Origin of the sequence: Pseudomonas sp. IT-347P, from assembly GCF_949768005.1 — a bacterium.
GTDB lineage: Bacteria > Pseudomonadota > Gammaproteobacteria > Pseudomonadales > Pseudomonadaceae > Aquipseudomonas.
The window spans coordinates 134,949-149,545 of record NZ_CATKPQ010000022.1; the positions used below are offsets into that span (position 1 = coordinate 134,949).

Consider the following 14,597-nt stretch of genomic DNA (forward strand, 5'->3'; position numbering starts at 1 on the left):
GGCCAGCCCTGCGGGTTAAACGCAACCCTGAGGGCTGGCCATGTCGCGTCATGCTTCCACCCGTACCTCAGTAGCAGCCGATTCCTGACTGACATCGTCCAGACGTTCAACCGTGTAGGCCACCTGCACGGTCGTGCCATGGTGCTCGCGCCAGAATCGATGCGGCACTATGAAGATCAGTGGCTTCCCCGCAGTCTCCCGGGTGATTTCGCGGTCATCCCGATGATTGAAAAAATCCCCGTCGCACTTGAGATACACCAACTCGCCTTCCTGCGTTTGAGCATTCCCGATCACGATGGTGACGCCATCGATCAAGTCCGCTTCCTCCAGCACGCCATCTTCAGCTTCAAGCACATCGGGAGCGTCCAGCTCACCGCGCAGAATCGGGGTGACCAGAATTCTGCCCGCCGCTGACTCGCGAACAACTCCACCCGCCTGTTCAACCCGGTAGCGCACCACCACCTCATCACCGAGATGGGCAGCGATGTGCGCCCCGTCAATCCAGAATGACAACACGTCCGCGACAGCAAAAGCTTCGACCTTCAAACTGTCGCTGAACGTCGCAGGCAATGCATCGGGGCCCCATAGCAATGTAACCCGATCCCCCGCCGCCATCCGGGCATAAGGTTGAAGCATGACAAGGGTGCCTTCCGTTACTCGCGCCGGATCCAGTCTCCCTCCGATCGCCCCCTCGACAATCGGCGCAAGCAACTGTGACGGTTCATCCCCCACAGACAATTGCAGACGCGCAGATAACGCAGGTTCTGCCATGCCGGCGCTTATCAGCTTCCAGTAGACCTCCAGTGATCCACCATCCAGCGCCGCAATGTGCATGCCTTTGATCACGAAAACGACATCCTTGCCGACCTGGCCTTCGCTGACGTAGCGAACCATTTCATGGTGATAAGCAAAGCCCTCTATATCCAGACCCTCCCAGCTCAGCAGTAACTGATCGCCACAGGCCATGTTTGCATAAGGGGCGATACGGGCAACGACCTTGCCCAGCGAGGGATCCAGCACCGTCCCCTCTTGGGAGTCGAGAGTGGCCGCGGGCAGCATTTCGTTCGACAGACAGGGGCTGACGGGGTGGCGCATCCGGTAGCGAAACTCGAATTCGTGCGTGCTCATGACTGGCTCCATTCCTTGGAAAAAACGCCGCCTACGCGGACGGCATCGACAGCCCACATTGAACGCCATCCCTGACATTTTCGATGTCAGTCCCATCCCCCGCGGACAACCGGCAAAGGCATCGAGCCAAGTAGGCAAACAGCACAAAACCCCCATCAAGCAAGCGAAAGACGTCCGCAACTTCCGATTGGGATTTCAGAAGTATCTGAAAATTCGTACAGCCCGTAGTCCAGATTCAACGGGCAACAGAAGCCCCTTCTTACTTCTTCAACGGGATGAGTGTTTTAGAGTGGCCTCCGGATTCCCCGATGAACTTCTGTGAAAAAGGTAAGAACATGCAACGGAATGCTTCAACTCGCTATCCCGTCCTGTTGGTACACGGTCTGTTCGGATTCGAGCGTATCGGTCGTTTCGAGCTGTTCCATGACGTAAAGGACGCGCTGAAAACGGCCGGCGGCCGAGTGTTTGTTCCACACCTTTCTGCTACCCACAAAAACGAAACACGGGGTGAGCAGTTGCTCTCGCAGATCGACCGTGTGCTGCGAGGCACAGGTGCCGAAAAAGTCAACCTGATCGGACACAGCCAGGGAGCGTTGGCAGCCCGATACGCTGCGGCGCTTGCGCCACACGCCGTAGCCTCGGTGACTTCGGTCAGCGGCCCGAATCACGGTTCGGAACTGGCTGATTTCCTGCGCAAGGCGCTCGTGCCCGGGCGACTACCGGAAGCCGTCGCACAAAATGTGGCAACGCTGTTCGCCAATTTCATTTCACTGCTCAGTGGCAATATGACGTTGCCGCAGAACGCGCTGGCAGCGCTCAATGCGCTGACGACCGAAGGCGTGGGCGATTTCAACGACAAGTTTCCACAGGGGTTGCCCGACACGTGGGGCGGACATGGCGCAGAACAGGTCAATGGTGTGCGCTATTACTCCTGGAGCGGCGTCCTGCCGGTGCCCCCCCCGTCGACACTCGAATCGACCCAAATCATTTGCCATGCGCTATCGCAGTACTTCACGACTGAAACACAACAGAACGATGGATTTGTCGGACGCTTCAGCTCTCACCTGGGGCAGGTGATCCGCTCCGACTATCCGCTGGATCATCTGGGTAGCCTGCGCCGTACAGCGAACGCTATACCCGACTCGATAGAACTGTACGTTGAACACGCCGAACGCCTGCGAGCGGCGAATCTCTGATCAAAGCCACGAATAACCAAACGGAACTTTGCCGAGAATTCGCCCACTGAATCCGGTAGGCTCCACACTTTACTGAAATAGATTGGAGAGTTTCCCCATGGCTAAAGCCACTGCCCGCCACATCCTGGTTTCCAGCGAAGACAAGTGCAACGAACTCAAGGCCCAGATCGAAGCCGGCGCTGATTTCGCCGAAGTCGCCAAGGCCAACTCCACCTGCCCATCGAGCCGTCAGGGCGGCGATCTGGGTTCGTTCGGTCCGGGCCAGATGGTCAAGGAATTCGATACCGTGGTTTTCAGCGCGCCAATCAACGTCGTGCAAGGTCCAGTGAAAACCCAGTTCGGTTATCACTTGCTCGAAGTCACCAGCCGTCAGGACTGATCCATCGCCTGATTGCTTGCCAGCGGCCCGCCCTTTGGTGGGCCGTTGTGTTTCAGTTACATATACGGCTGGCGACTGACGCGCCTCTCGCGTACAACTTGCGCTTATCGATTTCCCGGTTCCAAGGCTGACAATGCGACTGGTTTTCCCCACATTGATGCTCACCGCCCTCGCCCTGCTCACGGGCGTCACCAGCGCGAACGCTGCACCGCAACACGCGTTGACCGTTTATGGCGAGCCCGCCAAGTATCCCGCCGGCTTCAGCCACTTCGACTACACCAACCTGCAAGCGCCCAAAGGCGGGACGATGCGCCGCTCGGCCATCGAGATCGGCCACTTCGACCACGTCCTGCCCTATATAGACAAAGGCATCGGCGTCACGCAGATCGATGGCTTGCTCTATTCGCCGCTGGCCCAGCGTTCGCTGGACGAGCCTTACACCGTCTACGGTCTGGTTGCGCAAAAGATGGAGCGCTCGGACGATGGTCTGTCGCTGCGGTTCTTCATCAATCCCAAGGCACGCTTCGCCGATGGCAAAGCGATCACCGCCGAAGACGTGCGTTACACCTACGATTTATTGATGACCCAGGGCAGCCTGCGTTATCGCACCCAGTTTGCCGACGTCAAAGCCGTCGAGGTCGAAGCACCGTTGACCGTACGCTTCGATTTCAAGAGCAATGAAAACCGCACCCTGCCACTGGACATCGCGACCCTGCCGGTATTCCCCGAGCACTGGTGGAAGAGTCGCGATTTCGCCAGTGGCGGCGGTTATGAAGCACCTCTGGGCAGCGGTCCGTATCGAGTCGGCAAAATCGATTCAGGGCGCAGCATCACGTTTGAGCGCAATGCCGACTGGTGGGGCAAGGATTTGCCGGTCAGTCGCGGTCTGTACAATTTCGATCACTTCAGCATCGAATACTTCGGTGATACTGACGTCGCCCGCCAAGTGCTGCGCGGTGGCGCTTATGACTACAACCGCGAGTTCTCGGCCACCGGCTACTCGATCGGCTATGACAGCCCCGCACTGAGTGACGGGCGTCTGCAAAAAGCGCATTTGGCCACCGAGGCCCCACAGTCGGCCCAGGGTTTTGTCTTCAACCTGCAGAAACCGATGTTCGCCGATCGCCGCGTACGTCAGGCACTGGCGATGCTCTGGGACTTCGAGTGGAGCAACCGGCAAATGATGCGCGGTATGTATATCCGCCAGCAGAGCTATTTTTCCAACACGCAACTGGCGGCAAGCGAACTGCCCGATGCGCAAGAGCTGAAAATCCTCGAACCGCTGCGAGGCCAGATTCCCGACGAAGTATTCAATAAAGTCTTCGAAGCGCCGAAAACCGACGGCAGCGGGGTCATCCGCGACAAGCAGTTGCAAGCCCTCGAACTGCTCGAACAGGCGGGCTGGAAACCGGATGGCGATCAGTTGGTGAATGCCCAGGGTGAACCGCTGAGTTTCACCTTCCTGGTCAGTCAGAACGGCATGGATCGCTTGCTGCTGCCGTACAAGCGCACGCTGAAACAGATCGGTATCGACCTGAACATCCGGCGTATCGATTCCTCGCAATACGTCAATCGCCTGATGAGCCGCGACTACGACATGATCGTTACCGGCTACCCGGTCAGCACTTCTCCGGGGGGCGAATTGCTCAATTACTTCGGTTCCGCCTCGGCCAACGACCCGGGCGCGAACAACTACATGGTGCTGAAAAACCCGGCGGTGGATACGTTGATCAACGGCCTGATCCGCGCATCCACCCAGTCCGACATGCTGCATTACGCGCATGCGCTGGACCGGGTGCTGCAATGGAATTACTACTGGATTCCCAACTACTATCCGCCCGGCACTTCAACCGTCTGGTGGAACCGCTTCGGCATACCGACGGTGCAAGCCAGCAACGACGAAGCCATTGAGAGCTGGTGGGAAATCAGCAGCACGCCGCTGACCAATCAGCAGATGACCGCGGAAAAAATTGCCCGTGGCAGACCCGGAGGGCCGCACTGATGTGGGGTTACATACTGCGGCGTCTGCTGCTGATCATCCCGACGCTGGTGATCATTCTGCTGGTCAATTTCGTGATCATCCAGGCCGCGCCCGGCGGCCCGGTAGAACAGGCCATCGCCCACCTGCAAGGGATCGGCGGCGCCAGTGTCGGTGGCGGCGCCAGCGAAACAACGAGCGGCGCCTCGCGTGCCAGTCGCGGCCTCGATCCGCAACTGATCAAGGACATCGAAAAACAGTACGGCTTCGACAAACCGGCCCACGAACGCCTGTGGCTGATGCTGAAGAACTACGCCCAACTGGATTTTGGCAAGAGCTTCTTCCGCGGCGCGACGGTCACTGACCTGATCCTGGAAAAAATGCCGGTGACCATTTCCCTCGGGTTATGGGCGACGCTGATTACCTACCTGGTGTCGATCCCGCTGGGGATCCGCAAGGCCGTGCACCACGGCAGTCATTTCGATATCTGGAGCAGCACGGCGATCATCATCGGCTACGCGATGCCGGCGTTCCTGTTTGCGATGTTCCTGATCGTGGTGTTTGCCGGCGGCACGTCGCTGAACTGGTTTCCGGTGCGCGGCCTGGTGTCGGACAATTTCGAATCACTCTCGACCCTCGGCAAGATTGCCGACTATTTCTGGCACCTGGTATTGCCCGTGACGGCGTTGGTGATCGGCGGGTTCGCTACGCTGACGATCCTGACGAAAAACTCGTTTCTCAATGAAATCACCCGCCAGTACGTGGTCACCGCGCGCGCCAAAGGCCTGAGCGAACGTCGCGTGCTCTACGGCCATGTGTTCCGCAACGCGATGCTGCTGGTGGTATCCGGCATCCCGCAGGCGTTCATCAGTGTGTTCTTCGCCGGCTCCTTGCTGATTGAAGTGATCTTCTCCCTCGACGGTCTCGGGCGCATGAGCTATGAAGCAGCGGTGTCACGGGATTACCCGGTGGTGTTCGGTTCGCTGTTCATCTTTACCCTCTTCGGCCTGCTGATAAAACTGGTCGGTGACCTGTGCTACACGCTGGTCGATCCGCGTATCGACTTCGCTGCGAGGAACGCCTGATGTTCAAGCTCTCGCCTCTGGGCCGTCGTCGTTTCGAACGTTTCAAGAAAAACCGCCGTGGCTGGTGGTCGCTTTGGCTGTTTATCGGCCTGTTTGTGCTGACACTGGGCGGCGAACTGATTGCCAATGACAAGCCTCTGGTCGTCAGCTATCAGGGCCAGTGGTACTTCCCGGTGTTCAAGCGCCACACCGAGCAGGAGTTCGGCGGGCAACTGCCGTTCCAGGCCGACTATCGCAGCGACTATGTGCAGAAGCTGATTCGCAAGGACGGCGGCTGGCTGCTGTTCCCGCCGATTCCGTTCAGTGACGACACGCCGAACTATGACCTCAACAAACCGGCACCAAGCCCGCCGACGTCAGTCAACTGGCTGGGCACTGACGATCAGGCGCGGGATGTACTGGCGCGGGTGATCTTCGGTGCGCGGGTGTCGATTCTGTTTGCCTTGATGCTGACCTTTGTCAGCGCTCTGATCGGCATCGCCGCCGGAGCGTTGCAGGGCTACTACGGCGGCTGGGTCGACCTGCTCGGACAACGTTTGCTGGAAGTCTGGTCGGGGCTGCCGGTGTTGTACCTGCTGATCATTCTCTCCGGTTTCGTCGAGCCGAATTTCTGGTGGTTGCTGGGGATCATGGCGCTGTTTTCATGGTTGGCACTGGTGGACGTGGTACGTGCCGAATTTCTGCGCGGACGCAACCTGGAGTACGTCAAAGCCGCCCGCGCGCTGGGCCTGAGTGACCGCAAGGTGATTTTCCGGCACATTCTGCCCAACGCCATGAACGCGACACTGAGCTACCTGCCGTTCATTCTGACCGGCGCAATTTCCACCCTCACCGCGCTGGATTTTCTCGGTTTCGGCATGCCTGCCGGCAGCGCCTCGCTAGGTGAGTTGATCGGTCAGGGCAAACAGAACCTGCAAGCACCGTGGCTCGGCCTGACGGCGTTTTTCACCCTGGCGCTGATCCTTTCCTTATTGGTGTTCATCGGCGAAGCGTTGCGTGACGCGTTCGACCCTCGATCCTGAAGCGTGGCCATGACTGACAACCTGATTGAAATCCGCAACCTCAACGTCGCCTTCCATGGCCAGACCGTGGTGCGCGACTTGTGCCTGGACATCCGCCCCGGCGAGTGCCTGGCGCTGGTTGGCGAATCGGGCTCGGGCAAATCGGTGACCGCCCATTCGATCCTGCAATTACTGCCCGAAAGCGAAGCGCAAACCATGGGCAGCATTCGCTATCGCGGGCAGGAACTGATCGGTGCCGACCCCAAGGTCTTGCGCGAGTTGCGCGGCAACCGCATCGCCATGATCTTCCAGGAGCCAATGACCTCGCTCAATCCGCTGCACACCATCGAAAAGCAGATCGGCGAAACCCTGCTGCTGCACCGTGGCCTCGGTGGCAAAGCGGCGCAAGCGCGGATCCTCGAACTGCTCGGACTGGTGGGCATCCAGAAACCCAAGGAACGCCTCAAGGCTTACCCCCATCAACTCTCCGGCGGACAACGCCAGCGGGTGATGATCGCCATGGCCTTGGCCTGCGAACCAGAGCTGTTGATCGCCGACGAACCGACCACGGCGCTCGACGTGACCGTGCAGCGCAAGATCCTGCTGCTGCTCAAATCCCTGCAACAACGCCTGGGCATGTCGCTGCTATTGATCAGCCACGACCTTAATCTGGTGCGCAGCATTGCCCAGCGCGTGTGCGTGATGAAGGCCGGGGAAATCGTCGAACAGGCGCCCTGCGAGACCCTGTTCACCGAGCCGAAGCATCCTTACAGTTGCGTGCTGCTCAACGCCGAACCCGAAGGCGAAGCCCTGCCCCGGGATGAGCGCGAGAACGTGCTGGAAGTCGATGATCTGAAAGTTGAATTTGTCGTCGGTGGCGGTCTGTTCCAGCGCAAGCAATACCTGCGTGCGGTGGATGGCATCAGCCTGAGCATCCAGCGTGGCAAGACGTTGGGCATCGTCGGCGAATCCGGTTCGGGCAAGTCGACGCTGGGTCAGGCGATCCTGCGCCTGCTCGACTCCGAAGGCAGTATCCGCTTCCAGGGCGAAGCACTCGACGGTCTCAATCAGAAACAGATGCGCCCGTGGCGCCGACAGATGCAGGTGGTGTTTCAGGATCCGTTCGGCAGCCTCAGCCCACGCATGTCGGTCGCGCAGATCATCAGCGAAGGCCTGGAAGTGCATTGCGAGTCGAGCGCCGATGAGTGCGATGAGCAAGTGATCCGGGTGCTGAAAGAAGTTGGCCTCGATCCGCAAAGTCGCCATCGCTATCCCCACGAGTTCTCCGGTGGCCAGCGCCAACGCATCGCTATCGCGCGGGCACTGGTGCTGAAACCGGCGCTGATCCTGCTCGACGAACCGACGTCGGCGCTGGATCGTACAGTGCAGAAACAAGTGGTCGCCCTGCTCCGCCAGCTTCAGGAAAAACACGGTTTGACCTATCTGTTCATCAGCCACGATCTGGCGGTGGTGCGCGCGCTGGCCCACGACATGATCGTGATCAAGGACGGCAAAGTGGTCGAACGTGGCGCCAGCCATGATGTGTTCGATGCGCCACAGCATCCGTACACCAAAGAGCTGTTGGCGGCGGCGCATCCGGGGTAGGCATAATCGGGGATCGACGTGGAACCGCGTCGCGGCCATCGCTGGCAGGCCAGCTCCCACAAGGGGCTGCGGTGTACACAACAGGTGTGAACGACCGAGAACCCTGTGGGAGCTGGCTTGCCAGCGAAGAGGCCCGCATCAACAACTCAAATTCCGGATCAGCCGCCAGATGAACACCACCGAAAGCCTCAAGGACTACCAACGGGTTCGCACCCTGGCGATCCGTTCGCTGTTCGAGATCATCGAGCAATCCAGCGAAGGCACGGTGATTGTCGACCGCGACGCCAACATCGTCTGGATGAACGAGCGTTACGCCCGGCGTTTCGGTCTTGAATCGGCGGCAGGCGCGATCGGCAAGCCCTGTGAGAGCGTGATCCCCGGCAGCCTGTTGCGCGAGGTGGTGCGCACCGGGCGGCCTATCCTGCTCGATATGCAGGACACGCCGAAAGAGCCGTTGGTGGTGATGCGCCTGCCGATCCATGACGACGCCGGCACGGTGATCGGTGCGATCGGTTTTGCCCTGTTCGATGAGTTGCGCACGTTGTCGCCGATGCTTAAACGCTACCTGAGCATGCAGGAAGAACTGGCCTCGACTCGCTCTCTGCTGCGTGCGCGGCAGACCAAATACAACTTTGCCCATTTCATCGGCACCAGCGCCGCCAGCCTTGAAGTCAAACGCCGCGCCCGGCGCAGTGCGAGTGCCGAGTCGCCGGTGTTGCTGCTCGGCGAAACCGGCACCGGCAAAGAACTGCTGGCCCAAGCGATTCACAGTGCCTCGCCACGGGCGCACAAAGCGTTCGTCAGCATCAACAGCGCGGCGATTCCCGAAGCGCTGTTGGAAGCCGAGTTCTTCGGCACCGCGCCGGGCGCGTTCACCGGTGCCGACCGCAAGGGTCGCACCGGCAAGTTGCAGATTGCCCAGGGGGGCACGCTGTTTCTCGATGAGATTGGCGATATGCCGTTGCCCTTGCAGAGCAAACTGCTGCGTGTGTTGCAGGAAAAGGAGTTCGAACCGGTCGGTTCCAACGAGGTGATTCAGAGCGATGTGCGCGTGATTGCCGCCACCTCGACCGATCTGCAAGCCGCGATCAAGCGTGGCGAGTTCCGCGCCGATTTGTACTATCGCCTGAATGTGCTGCCGATTCAGGTGCCGCCATTGCGTGAACGTCTCGATGACCTGCCGGCACTCAGCGAAGCGATTCTGGAAGAGCTGCGCAGTCAGCACGAACTGCACCGGGATGCGCTCGCGTTGCTTGGCCAGCATGCCTGGCCGGGGAACATTCGCGAGTTGCGCAATGTGCTGGAACGGGCGGCGTTGCTCAGCGATGACTTGATGCTGACCGAGCAGGATATTCGTGCGGCGATAGGCACGTTGACGCCGGTTGAGCGCGCGCTGACGACAGTGCCTGAAGTGTCGACGCCTGAGACGTTCGCCGAGGCGCGGGCGCGTTTCGACCGGCAACTGATTCAGTCGACCCTTGTGCAATGTGCGGGAAACGTACCGGAAGCGGCGGCTCGGCTGGGGCTTGGGCGGTCGACGCTGTACAAAAAGATGGTGGCGCTAGGGATTGCTTGAGTCTCTACACAGAGACATAGATCTCCATATGTAGATAGACACGCAGGAGTGCTTCGCATTCATCGCGAGCAGGCTCACTCCTGCATTTTGACAGGTGTACACATCCCCCAGTAGGAGCGAGCCTGCTCGCGATGACGCCAAACCGATCAACACCATCTCAAAACAGAGACAAACATTTCATTTGCGACTCAATTACTCAGATCAACTTCATATATTTCAACAACTTACACACCTGGCACAGATCTCGCTAAAGCCTCTCCTACACCCGTTCCACCCACAAAAATAACAATTCTGGAGAGACACACCATGAGTGTGATCATTGCCTTGGCAGCGTTGGCGCTGCTGATGCTGGCCGCCTACCGTGGCTACAGCGTTATCCTCTTCGCCCCGATTGCCGCCCTCGGCGCTGTCCTGCTCACTGATCCTTCCGCCGTCGCCCCAGCATTCACCGGGGTGTTCATGGAAAAAATGGTCGGCTTCATCAAACTGTATTTCCCTGTGTTCCTGCTTGGCGCCGTGTTCGGCAAGTTGATCGAGCTGTCGGGTTTCTCGCGTTCGATCGTCGCTGCGGCCATTCGCTTGTTGGGCACCAAACAGGCGATGCTGGTGATTGTGCTGGTCTGCGCCCTGCTCACTTACGGCGGCGTGTCGCTGTTCGTCGTTGTCTTTGCGGTTTATCCGTTTGCCGCCGAGATGTTCCGCCAGAGCGATATTCCCAAGCGGCTGATCCCGGCGACCATTGCCCTCGGTGCGTTTTCTTTCACCATGGATGCCTTGCCCGGCACGCCACAGATCCAGAACATCATTCCCAGCACCTTCTTCAACACCACCGCGTGGGCGGCGCCGTGGCTGGGCGTGATCGGCACGATTTTCGTGTTCTGCGCCGGCATGCTGTTTCTGCAGCGGCAACGCAACAAGGCGCAGCGCGCTGGCGAAGGCTACGGCACCGAATTGCGCAACGAGCCAGAAACGGCTGAAGACCTGAAGCTGCCGAACCCATGGATTGCCCTGTCGCCATTGCTGGCGGTTGGCATCATGAACCTGCTGTTCACCCAATGGATTCCGCAGTGGTACGGCAAAACCCACAGCCTCGCGCTACCGGGCATGGCGGCGCCGGTCACCACCGAGATCGCCAAACTCACTGCGATCTGGGCGGTGCAGGCGGCGTTGCTGGTCGGCATTCTGATGGTCCTCGCGTTCGGCTTTCAGGCGATTCGCAGCAAGCTCGCTGAAGGCAGCAAAAGCGCGGTGAGCGGTGCGTTGCTGGCGGCGATGAACACCGCGTCCGAGTACGGTTTCGGCGCGGTGATCGCTTCGCTGCCGGGCTTTCTGGTGTTAGCGGACTGGCTCAAGCAAATCCCCAATCCGCTAGTCAATGAAGCCATCACCGTAACGCTACTCGCCGGTATTACCGGCTCGGCGTCGGGCGGCATGAGCATTGCGCTGGCGGCGATGTCCGAGCAGTTCATCAGTGCCGCTCACGCCGCGAATATTCCGCTGGAGGTGCTGCACCGCGTCGCCGCGATGGCCAGTGGAGGCATGGATACCTTGCCGCACAACGGCGCGGTCATCACCCTGTTGGCAGTCACCGGCCTGACCCACCGCGAAGCCTATAAAGACATTTTCTGTATTACGCTGATCAAGACCCTGGCGGTTTTCGTGGTGATCGGCACTTTCTACGCCACTGGCATTGTGTGAGGTATTCATGACCACTCTTACCGGCAAAACAGCTTTGGTGACCGGTTCCACCAGCGGCATCGGTCTGGGCATCGCACTGAGCCTGGCCAAGGCTGGGGCGAATCTGATTCTCAACGGCTTCGGTGATGCATCAAAAGTCATCGCCGAAGTCGCTCAATTCGGCGGCAAGGTCGGCCATCATCCGGCCGATGTCAGTGACCCGGCGCAGATTGCCGACATGATCAATTACGCCGAGCGCGAGTTCGGCGGCGTCGACATTCTGGTCAACAACGCCGGCATCCAGCATGTCGCCGCCGTGGAAGACTTCCCCGTCGAACGCTGGGATTCGATCATCGCCATCAACTTGTCCTCGGTGTTTCACAGCACGCGCCTGAGCCTGCCGGGAATGCGCGCAAAGGGCTGGGGGCGGATCATCAATATTGCCTCGGTGCATGGCCAGGTCGGATCGACCGGCAAAGCGGCGTATGTCGCCGCCAAGCACGGCGTGATCGGTTTGACCAAAGTGGTGGGCCTGGAAACCGCGACCAGCAACGTCACCTGCAACGCGATCTGCCCGGGCTGGGTGTTGACGCCGCTGGTGCAGAAGCAGATCGATGATCGTGCAGCAAAAGGTGTCGATCCCCAGCAGGCGCAACATGATCTGTTGGCCGAGAAACAACCGTCGCTGGAGTTCGTCACGCCACAGCATCTGGGCGAACTGGTGCTGTTCTTGTGCAGCGAGGCGGGTAGCCAGGTGCGCGGCGCGGCGTGGAATATTGATGGCGGGTGGCTGGCGCAATAGACAGCCATCCCCCCTCTGTGGGAGCGAGCCTGCTCGCGAAAGCGGTGGGTCAGCCAGTGAAGTCGTTGAGTGCACAGACGTTTTCGCGAGCAGGCTCGCTCCCACAGGTGTTATGTGTGCGCTCGACTTTGTGCATGAATAAAACAAGAGGCAAACAATGTCCGACATCCTTTGGCAACCCGACGCCAACCGTATCGCCCGGTCGCGAATGGACACCTTCCGCCGTGCGCTCAATCAACGCCATTCACTGAAACTCGACGACTACCCTGCCCTGCATCAATGGAGCGTCGAGCAGCGGGCGGAGTTCTGGCAGGCAGTCGTCGATTTTTTCGATATCCGCTTCCACACGCAGCCCGATGCCGTGCTGCGCGAAGGCCCGAACATGCCCGACGCCGAGTGGTTTCCCGGCGCTACGCTGAACTTTGCCGAACATCTGCTGCGTCGACGTGATGACGCTGTGGCGGTGATCAGCGTGGCGGAGAACGGTGAACGCGAGCAATTGACCTGGGCTGAACTCGCCGAACACGTCGCCGGATTTCAGGCCAGTTTGCAGGCCGCCGGTGTTGGCCGCGGCGATCGCGTGGCCGCGTGCATGCCCAATACGTGGCAAACATTGGTGGCGATGCTCGCCACCACCAGCCTCGGTGCGATCTGGTCGTGTTCCTCGCCGGATTTCGGCACCCACGGGGTGATCGACCGGTTCGGCCAGATCGAACCGAAGGTGCTGATCACTTGCGCCGGTTATCGCTACGCCGGCAAAACGATCGATCAGACCGACAAGATCAACGGAATACTCGAACAGCTACCAACGCTGAAACAGTTGATCATCGTGCCGTACGCACGACCGCACGCGCGTATCCAGGATTACCGGACCCACGCCGAGGTCACTGTGTGGGACGGCTTTTACCAGCCCGGCGGCGAACCGGACTTTGTTTCGGTGCCCTTCAACCATCCGCTCTACGTGCTGTACTCCAGCGGTACCACCGGTGTACCGAAATGCATCGTGCACAGCACCGGCGGCGTGTTATTGCAGCACGTCAAAGAGCATGGATTGCATTGCGATCTTGGTCCCGGCGACCGACTGTTCTACTACACCACGTGTGGCTGGATGATGTGGAACTGGCTGGTCTCGGCACTCGCCGTCGGCAGCGCTGTGGTGCTGTACGACGGCTCGCCGTTTCATCCGGCCAATGAGCGCTTGCTGGACTTGATCGACGACGAGCGCATCAGTGTATTCGGCACGAGTCCAAAGTTCCTTGCGACACTGCAAAGCAGCGGCGTCAAACCCCGCAACAGCCATGACCTGGGCAGCCTGAAGACCCTGCTTTGCACCGGCTCCGCCCTGTCGCCGCAAAGCTACGACTTCGTTTATCGCGACTTCAAACCCGACGTGTGCCTGGCATCGATGTCCGGCGGCACGGATATCGTCTCGTGTTTCGTCAACGGCAATCCGTTATCGCCCGTACGCCGTGGCGAAATCATGGGCAAGAGTCTGGGCATGGCGGTGGAAGTGTGGAACGAGGCCGGTCAGCCAGTCATCGGCGAGAAAGGTGAATTGGTGTGTACGCGACACTTTCCGGCGATACCGGTGGGCCTGTGGAACGATCCGGACGGGGCCAAATTGCGGCAATCCTATTTCAGCCTGTTCCCCGGCGTCTGGGCCCAGGGCGACTACGCCGAACAACTGCCGAACGGCGCCATGCTGATCCATGGCCGCTCTGACGCTGTGCTCAACCCCGGTGGCGTGCGTATCGGCACGGCGGAGATTTACCGGCAGGTGGAGAAGGTTCCGCAAGTACTCGACAGTGTCGCCATCGGCCAGCAATGGCAGGACGACGTGCGGGTGGTGCTGTTCGTGCGGTTGAAGGACGGCATTGAGCTGGATGAAGCCCTGCAGCAACAGATTCGCCAGGTAATCCGCGCCAACACCACACCGCGCCATGTACCGACGAAGATCGTCGGGGTCACGGACATTCCGCGCACCATCAGCGGCAAGGTCGTCGAGCTTGCCGTGAGAAACGTCGTGCACGGGCAGCCTGTAAAGAACACCGATGCCCTGGCCAACCCCGAAGCGCTGGAGCAGTTTCGGGATCGGCCAGAGCTGGAAAACTGACCCGGCGAGATCAGCCGGCGTTCAGCGCCGGCCTGAGCCTGAGCACAGCTGCGCTGC

The 14,597-nt window shown here is 59.8% G+C and carries 11 protein-coding genes; 10 read left to right on the top strand and 1 reads right to left on the bottom strand.

The window, feature by feature from the left end; translation table 11 throughout:
• Window positions 1-48 precede the first annotated feature (48 nt).
• Window positions 49-1,128: a hypothetical protein gene (locus ACM6IV_RS09450; RefSeq protein WP_414869725.1), complete on the bottom strand. Its 1,080-nt coding sequence runs from the start codon at window positions 1,126-1,128 to the stop codon at window positions 49-51.
• Between the two features lie 335 nt (window positions 1,129-1,463).
• On the opposite strand from ACM6IV_RS09450, the gene ACM6IV_RS09455 reads away from it, so the two are divergent.
• The 10 genes from ACM6IV_RS09455 (at window position 1,464) to ACM6IV_RS09500 (ending at window position 14,540) form a co-directional block, all read left to right on the top strand.
• On the top strand, window positions 1,464-2,324 hold the full coding sequence (locus ACM6IV_RS09455) for a lipase family alpha/beta hydrolase (protein ID WP_414870246.1): 861 nt from the start codon (window positions 1,464-1,466) through the stop codon (window positions 2,322-2,324).
• 97 nt (window positions 2,325-2,421) lie between these two features.
• Window positions 2,422-2,703 (top strand): peptidylprolyl isomerase, encoded by a 282-nt coding sequence (locus ACM6IV_RS09460; protein ID WP_041478733.1) that lies wholly within the window; start codon window positions 2,422-2,424, stop codon window positions 2,701-2,703.
• A 133-nt stretch (window positions 2,704-2,836) separates the two neighbouring features.
• Window positions 2,837-4,705 carry an extracellular solute-binding protein gene (locus ACM6IV_RS09465; protein ID WP_414869726.1) on the top strand — a complete coding sequence of 623 codons (1,869 nt, stop codon included), beginning with the start codon at window positions 2,837-2,839 and terminating at the stop codon, window positions 4,703-4,705.
• On the top strand, window positions 4,705-5,766 hold the full coding sequence (locus ACM6IV_RS09470; protein WP_414869727.1) for a microcin C ABC transporter permease YejB: 1,062 nt from the start codon (window positions 4,705-4,707) through the stop codon (window positions 5,764-5,766). The genes ACM6IV_RS09465 and ACM6IV_RS09470 overlap by 1 nt, the downstream gene beginning before the upstream one ends.
• Entirely contained in the window at window positions 5,766-6,788 is a 1,023-nt protein-coding gene (locus tag ACM6IV_RS09475; RefSeq protein WP_414869728.1) for an ABC transporter permease, read from the top strand. Before ACM6IV_RS09470 ends, ACM6IV_RS09475 begins: the two co-directional genes overlap by 1 nt.
• 9 nt (window positions 6,789-6,797) lie before the next feature.
• The gene (locus ACM6IV_RS09480; protein WP_414869729.1) at window positions 6,798-8,372 is read left to right on the top strand and encodes an ABC transporter ATP-binding protein; all 1,575 of its coding nucleotides are present in this window, start codon (window positions 6,798-6,800) and stop codon (window positions 8,370-8,372) included.
• A gap of 169 nt (window positions 8,373-8,541) precedes the next feature.
• Entirely contained in the window at window positions 8,542-9,948 is a 1,407-nt protein-coding gene (locus ACM6IV_RS09485; RefSeq protein WP_414869730.1) for a sigma-54 interaction domain-containing protein, read from the top strand.
• A 306-nt stretch (window positions 9,949-10,254) separates the two neighbouring features.
• On the top strand, window positions 10,255-11,646 hold the full coding sequence (locus ACM6IV_RS09490; protein WP_414869731.1) for a GntP family permease: 1,392 nt from the start codon (window positions 10,255-10,257) through the stop codon (window positions 11,644-11,646).
• Between the two features lie 7 nt (window positions 11,647-11,653).
• Window positions 11,654-12,427, top strand: a complete 774-nt coding sequence (hbdH, locus tag ACM6IV_RS09495; RefSeq protein ID WP_414869732.1) for a 3-hydroxybutyrate dehydrogenase — start codon at window positions 11,654-11,656, stop codon at window positions 12,425-12,427.
• 157 nt (window positions 12,428-12,584) lie between these two features.
• Window positions 12,585-14,540 (top strand): acetoacetate--CoA ligase, encoded by a 1,956-nt coding sequence (locus ACM6IV_RS09500; RefSeq protein WP_414869733.1) that lies wholly within the window; start codon window positions 12,585-12,587, stop codon window positions 14,538-14,540.
• Window positions 14,541-14,597: the final 57 nt, after the last annotated feature.

Excerpts from the sequence above, each read along its gene's own strand:
- ACM6IV_RS09450 (WP_414869725.1), bottom strand. The coding sequence starts at position 1,128 with ATGAGCACGCACGAATTCGAGTTTCGCTACCGGATGCGCCACCCCGTC.
- ACM6IV_RS09455 (WP_414870246.1), top strand. The coding sequence starts at position 1,464 with ATGCAACGGAATGCTTCAACTCGCTATCCCGTCCTGTTGGTACACGGT.
- ACM6IV_RS09460 (WP_041478733.1), top strand. The coding sequence starts at position 2,422 with ATGGCTAAAGCCACTGCCCGCCACATCCTGGTTTCCAGCGAAGACAAG.
- ACM6IV_RS09465 (WP_414869726.1), top strand. The coding sequence starts at position 2,837 with ATGCGACTGGTTTTCCCCACATTGATGCTCACCGCCCTCGCCCTGCTC.
- ACM6IV_RS09470 (WP_414869727.1), top strand. The coding sequence starts at position 4,705 with ATGTGGGGTTACATACTGCGGCGTCTGCTGCTGATCATCCCGACGCTG.
- ACM6IV_RS09475 (WP_414869728.1), top strand. The coding sequence starts at position 5,766 with ATGTTCAAGCTCTCGCCTCTGGGCCGTCGTCGTTTCGAACGTTTCAAG.
- ACM6IV_RS09480 (WP_414869729.1), top strand. The coding sequence starts at position 6,798 with ATGACTGACAACCTGATTGAAATCCGCAACCTCAACGTCGCCTTCCAT.
- ACM6IV_RS09485 (WP_414869730.1), top strand. The coding sequence starts at position 8,542 with ATGAACACCACCGAAAGCCTCAAGGACTACCAACGGGTTCGCACCCTG.
- ACM6IV_RS09490 (WP_414869731.1), top strand. The coding sequence starts at position 10,255 with ATGAGTGTGATCATTGCCTTGGCAGCGTTGGCGCTGCTGATGCTGGCC.
- hbdH (WP_414869732.1), top strand. The coding sequence starts at position 11,654 with ATGACCACTCTTACCGGCAAAACAGCTTTGGTGACCGGTTCCACCAGC.
- ACM6IV_RS09500 (WP_414869733.1), top strand. The coding sequence starts at position 12,585 with ATGTCCGACATCCTTTGGCAACCCGACGCCAACCGTATCGCCCGGTCG.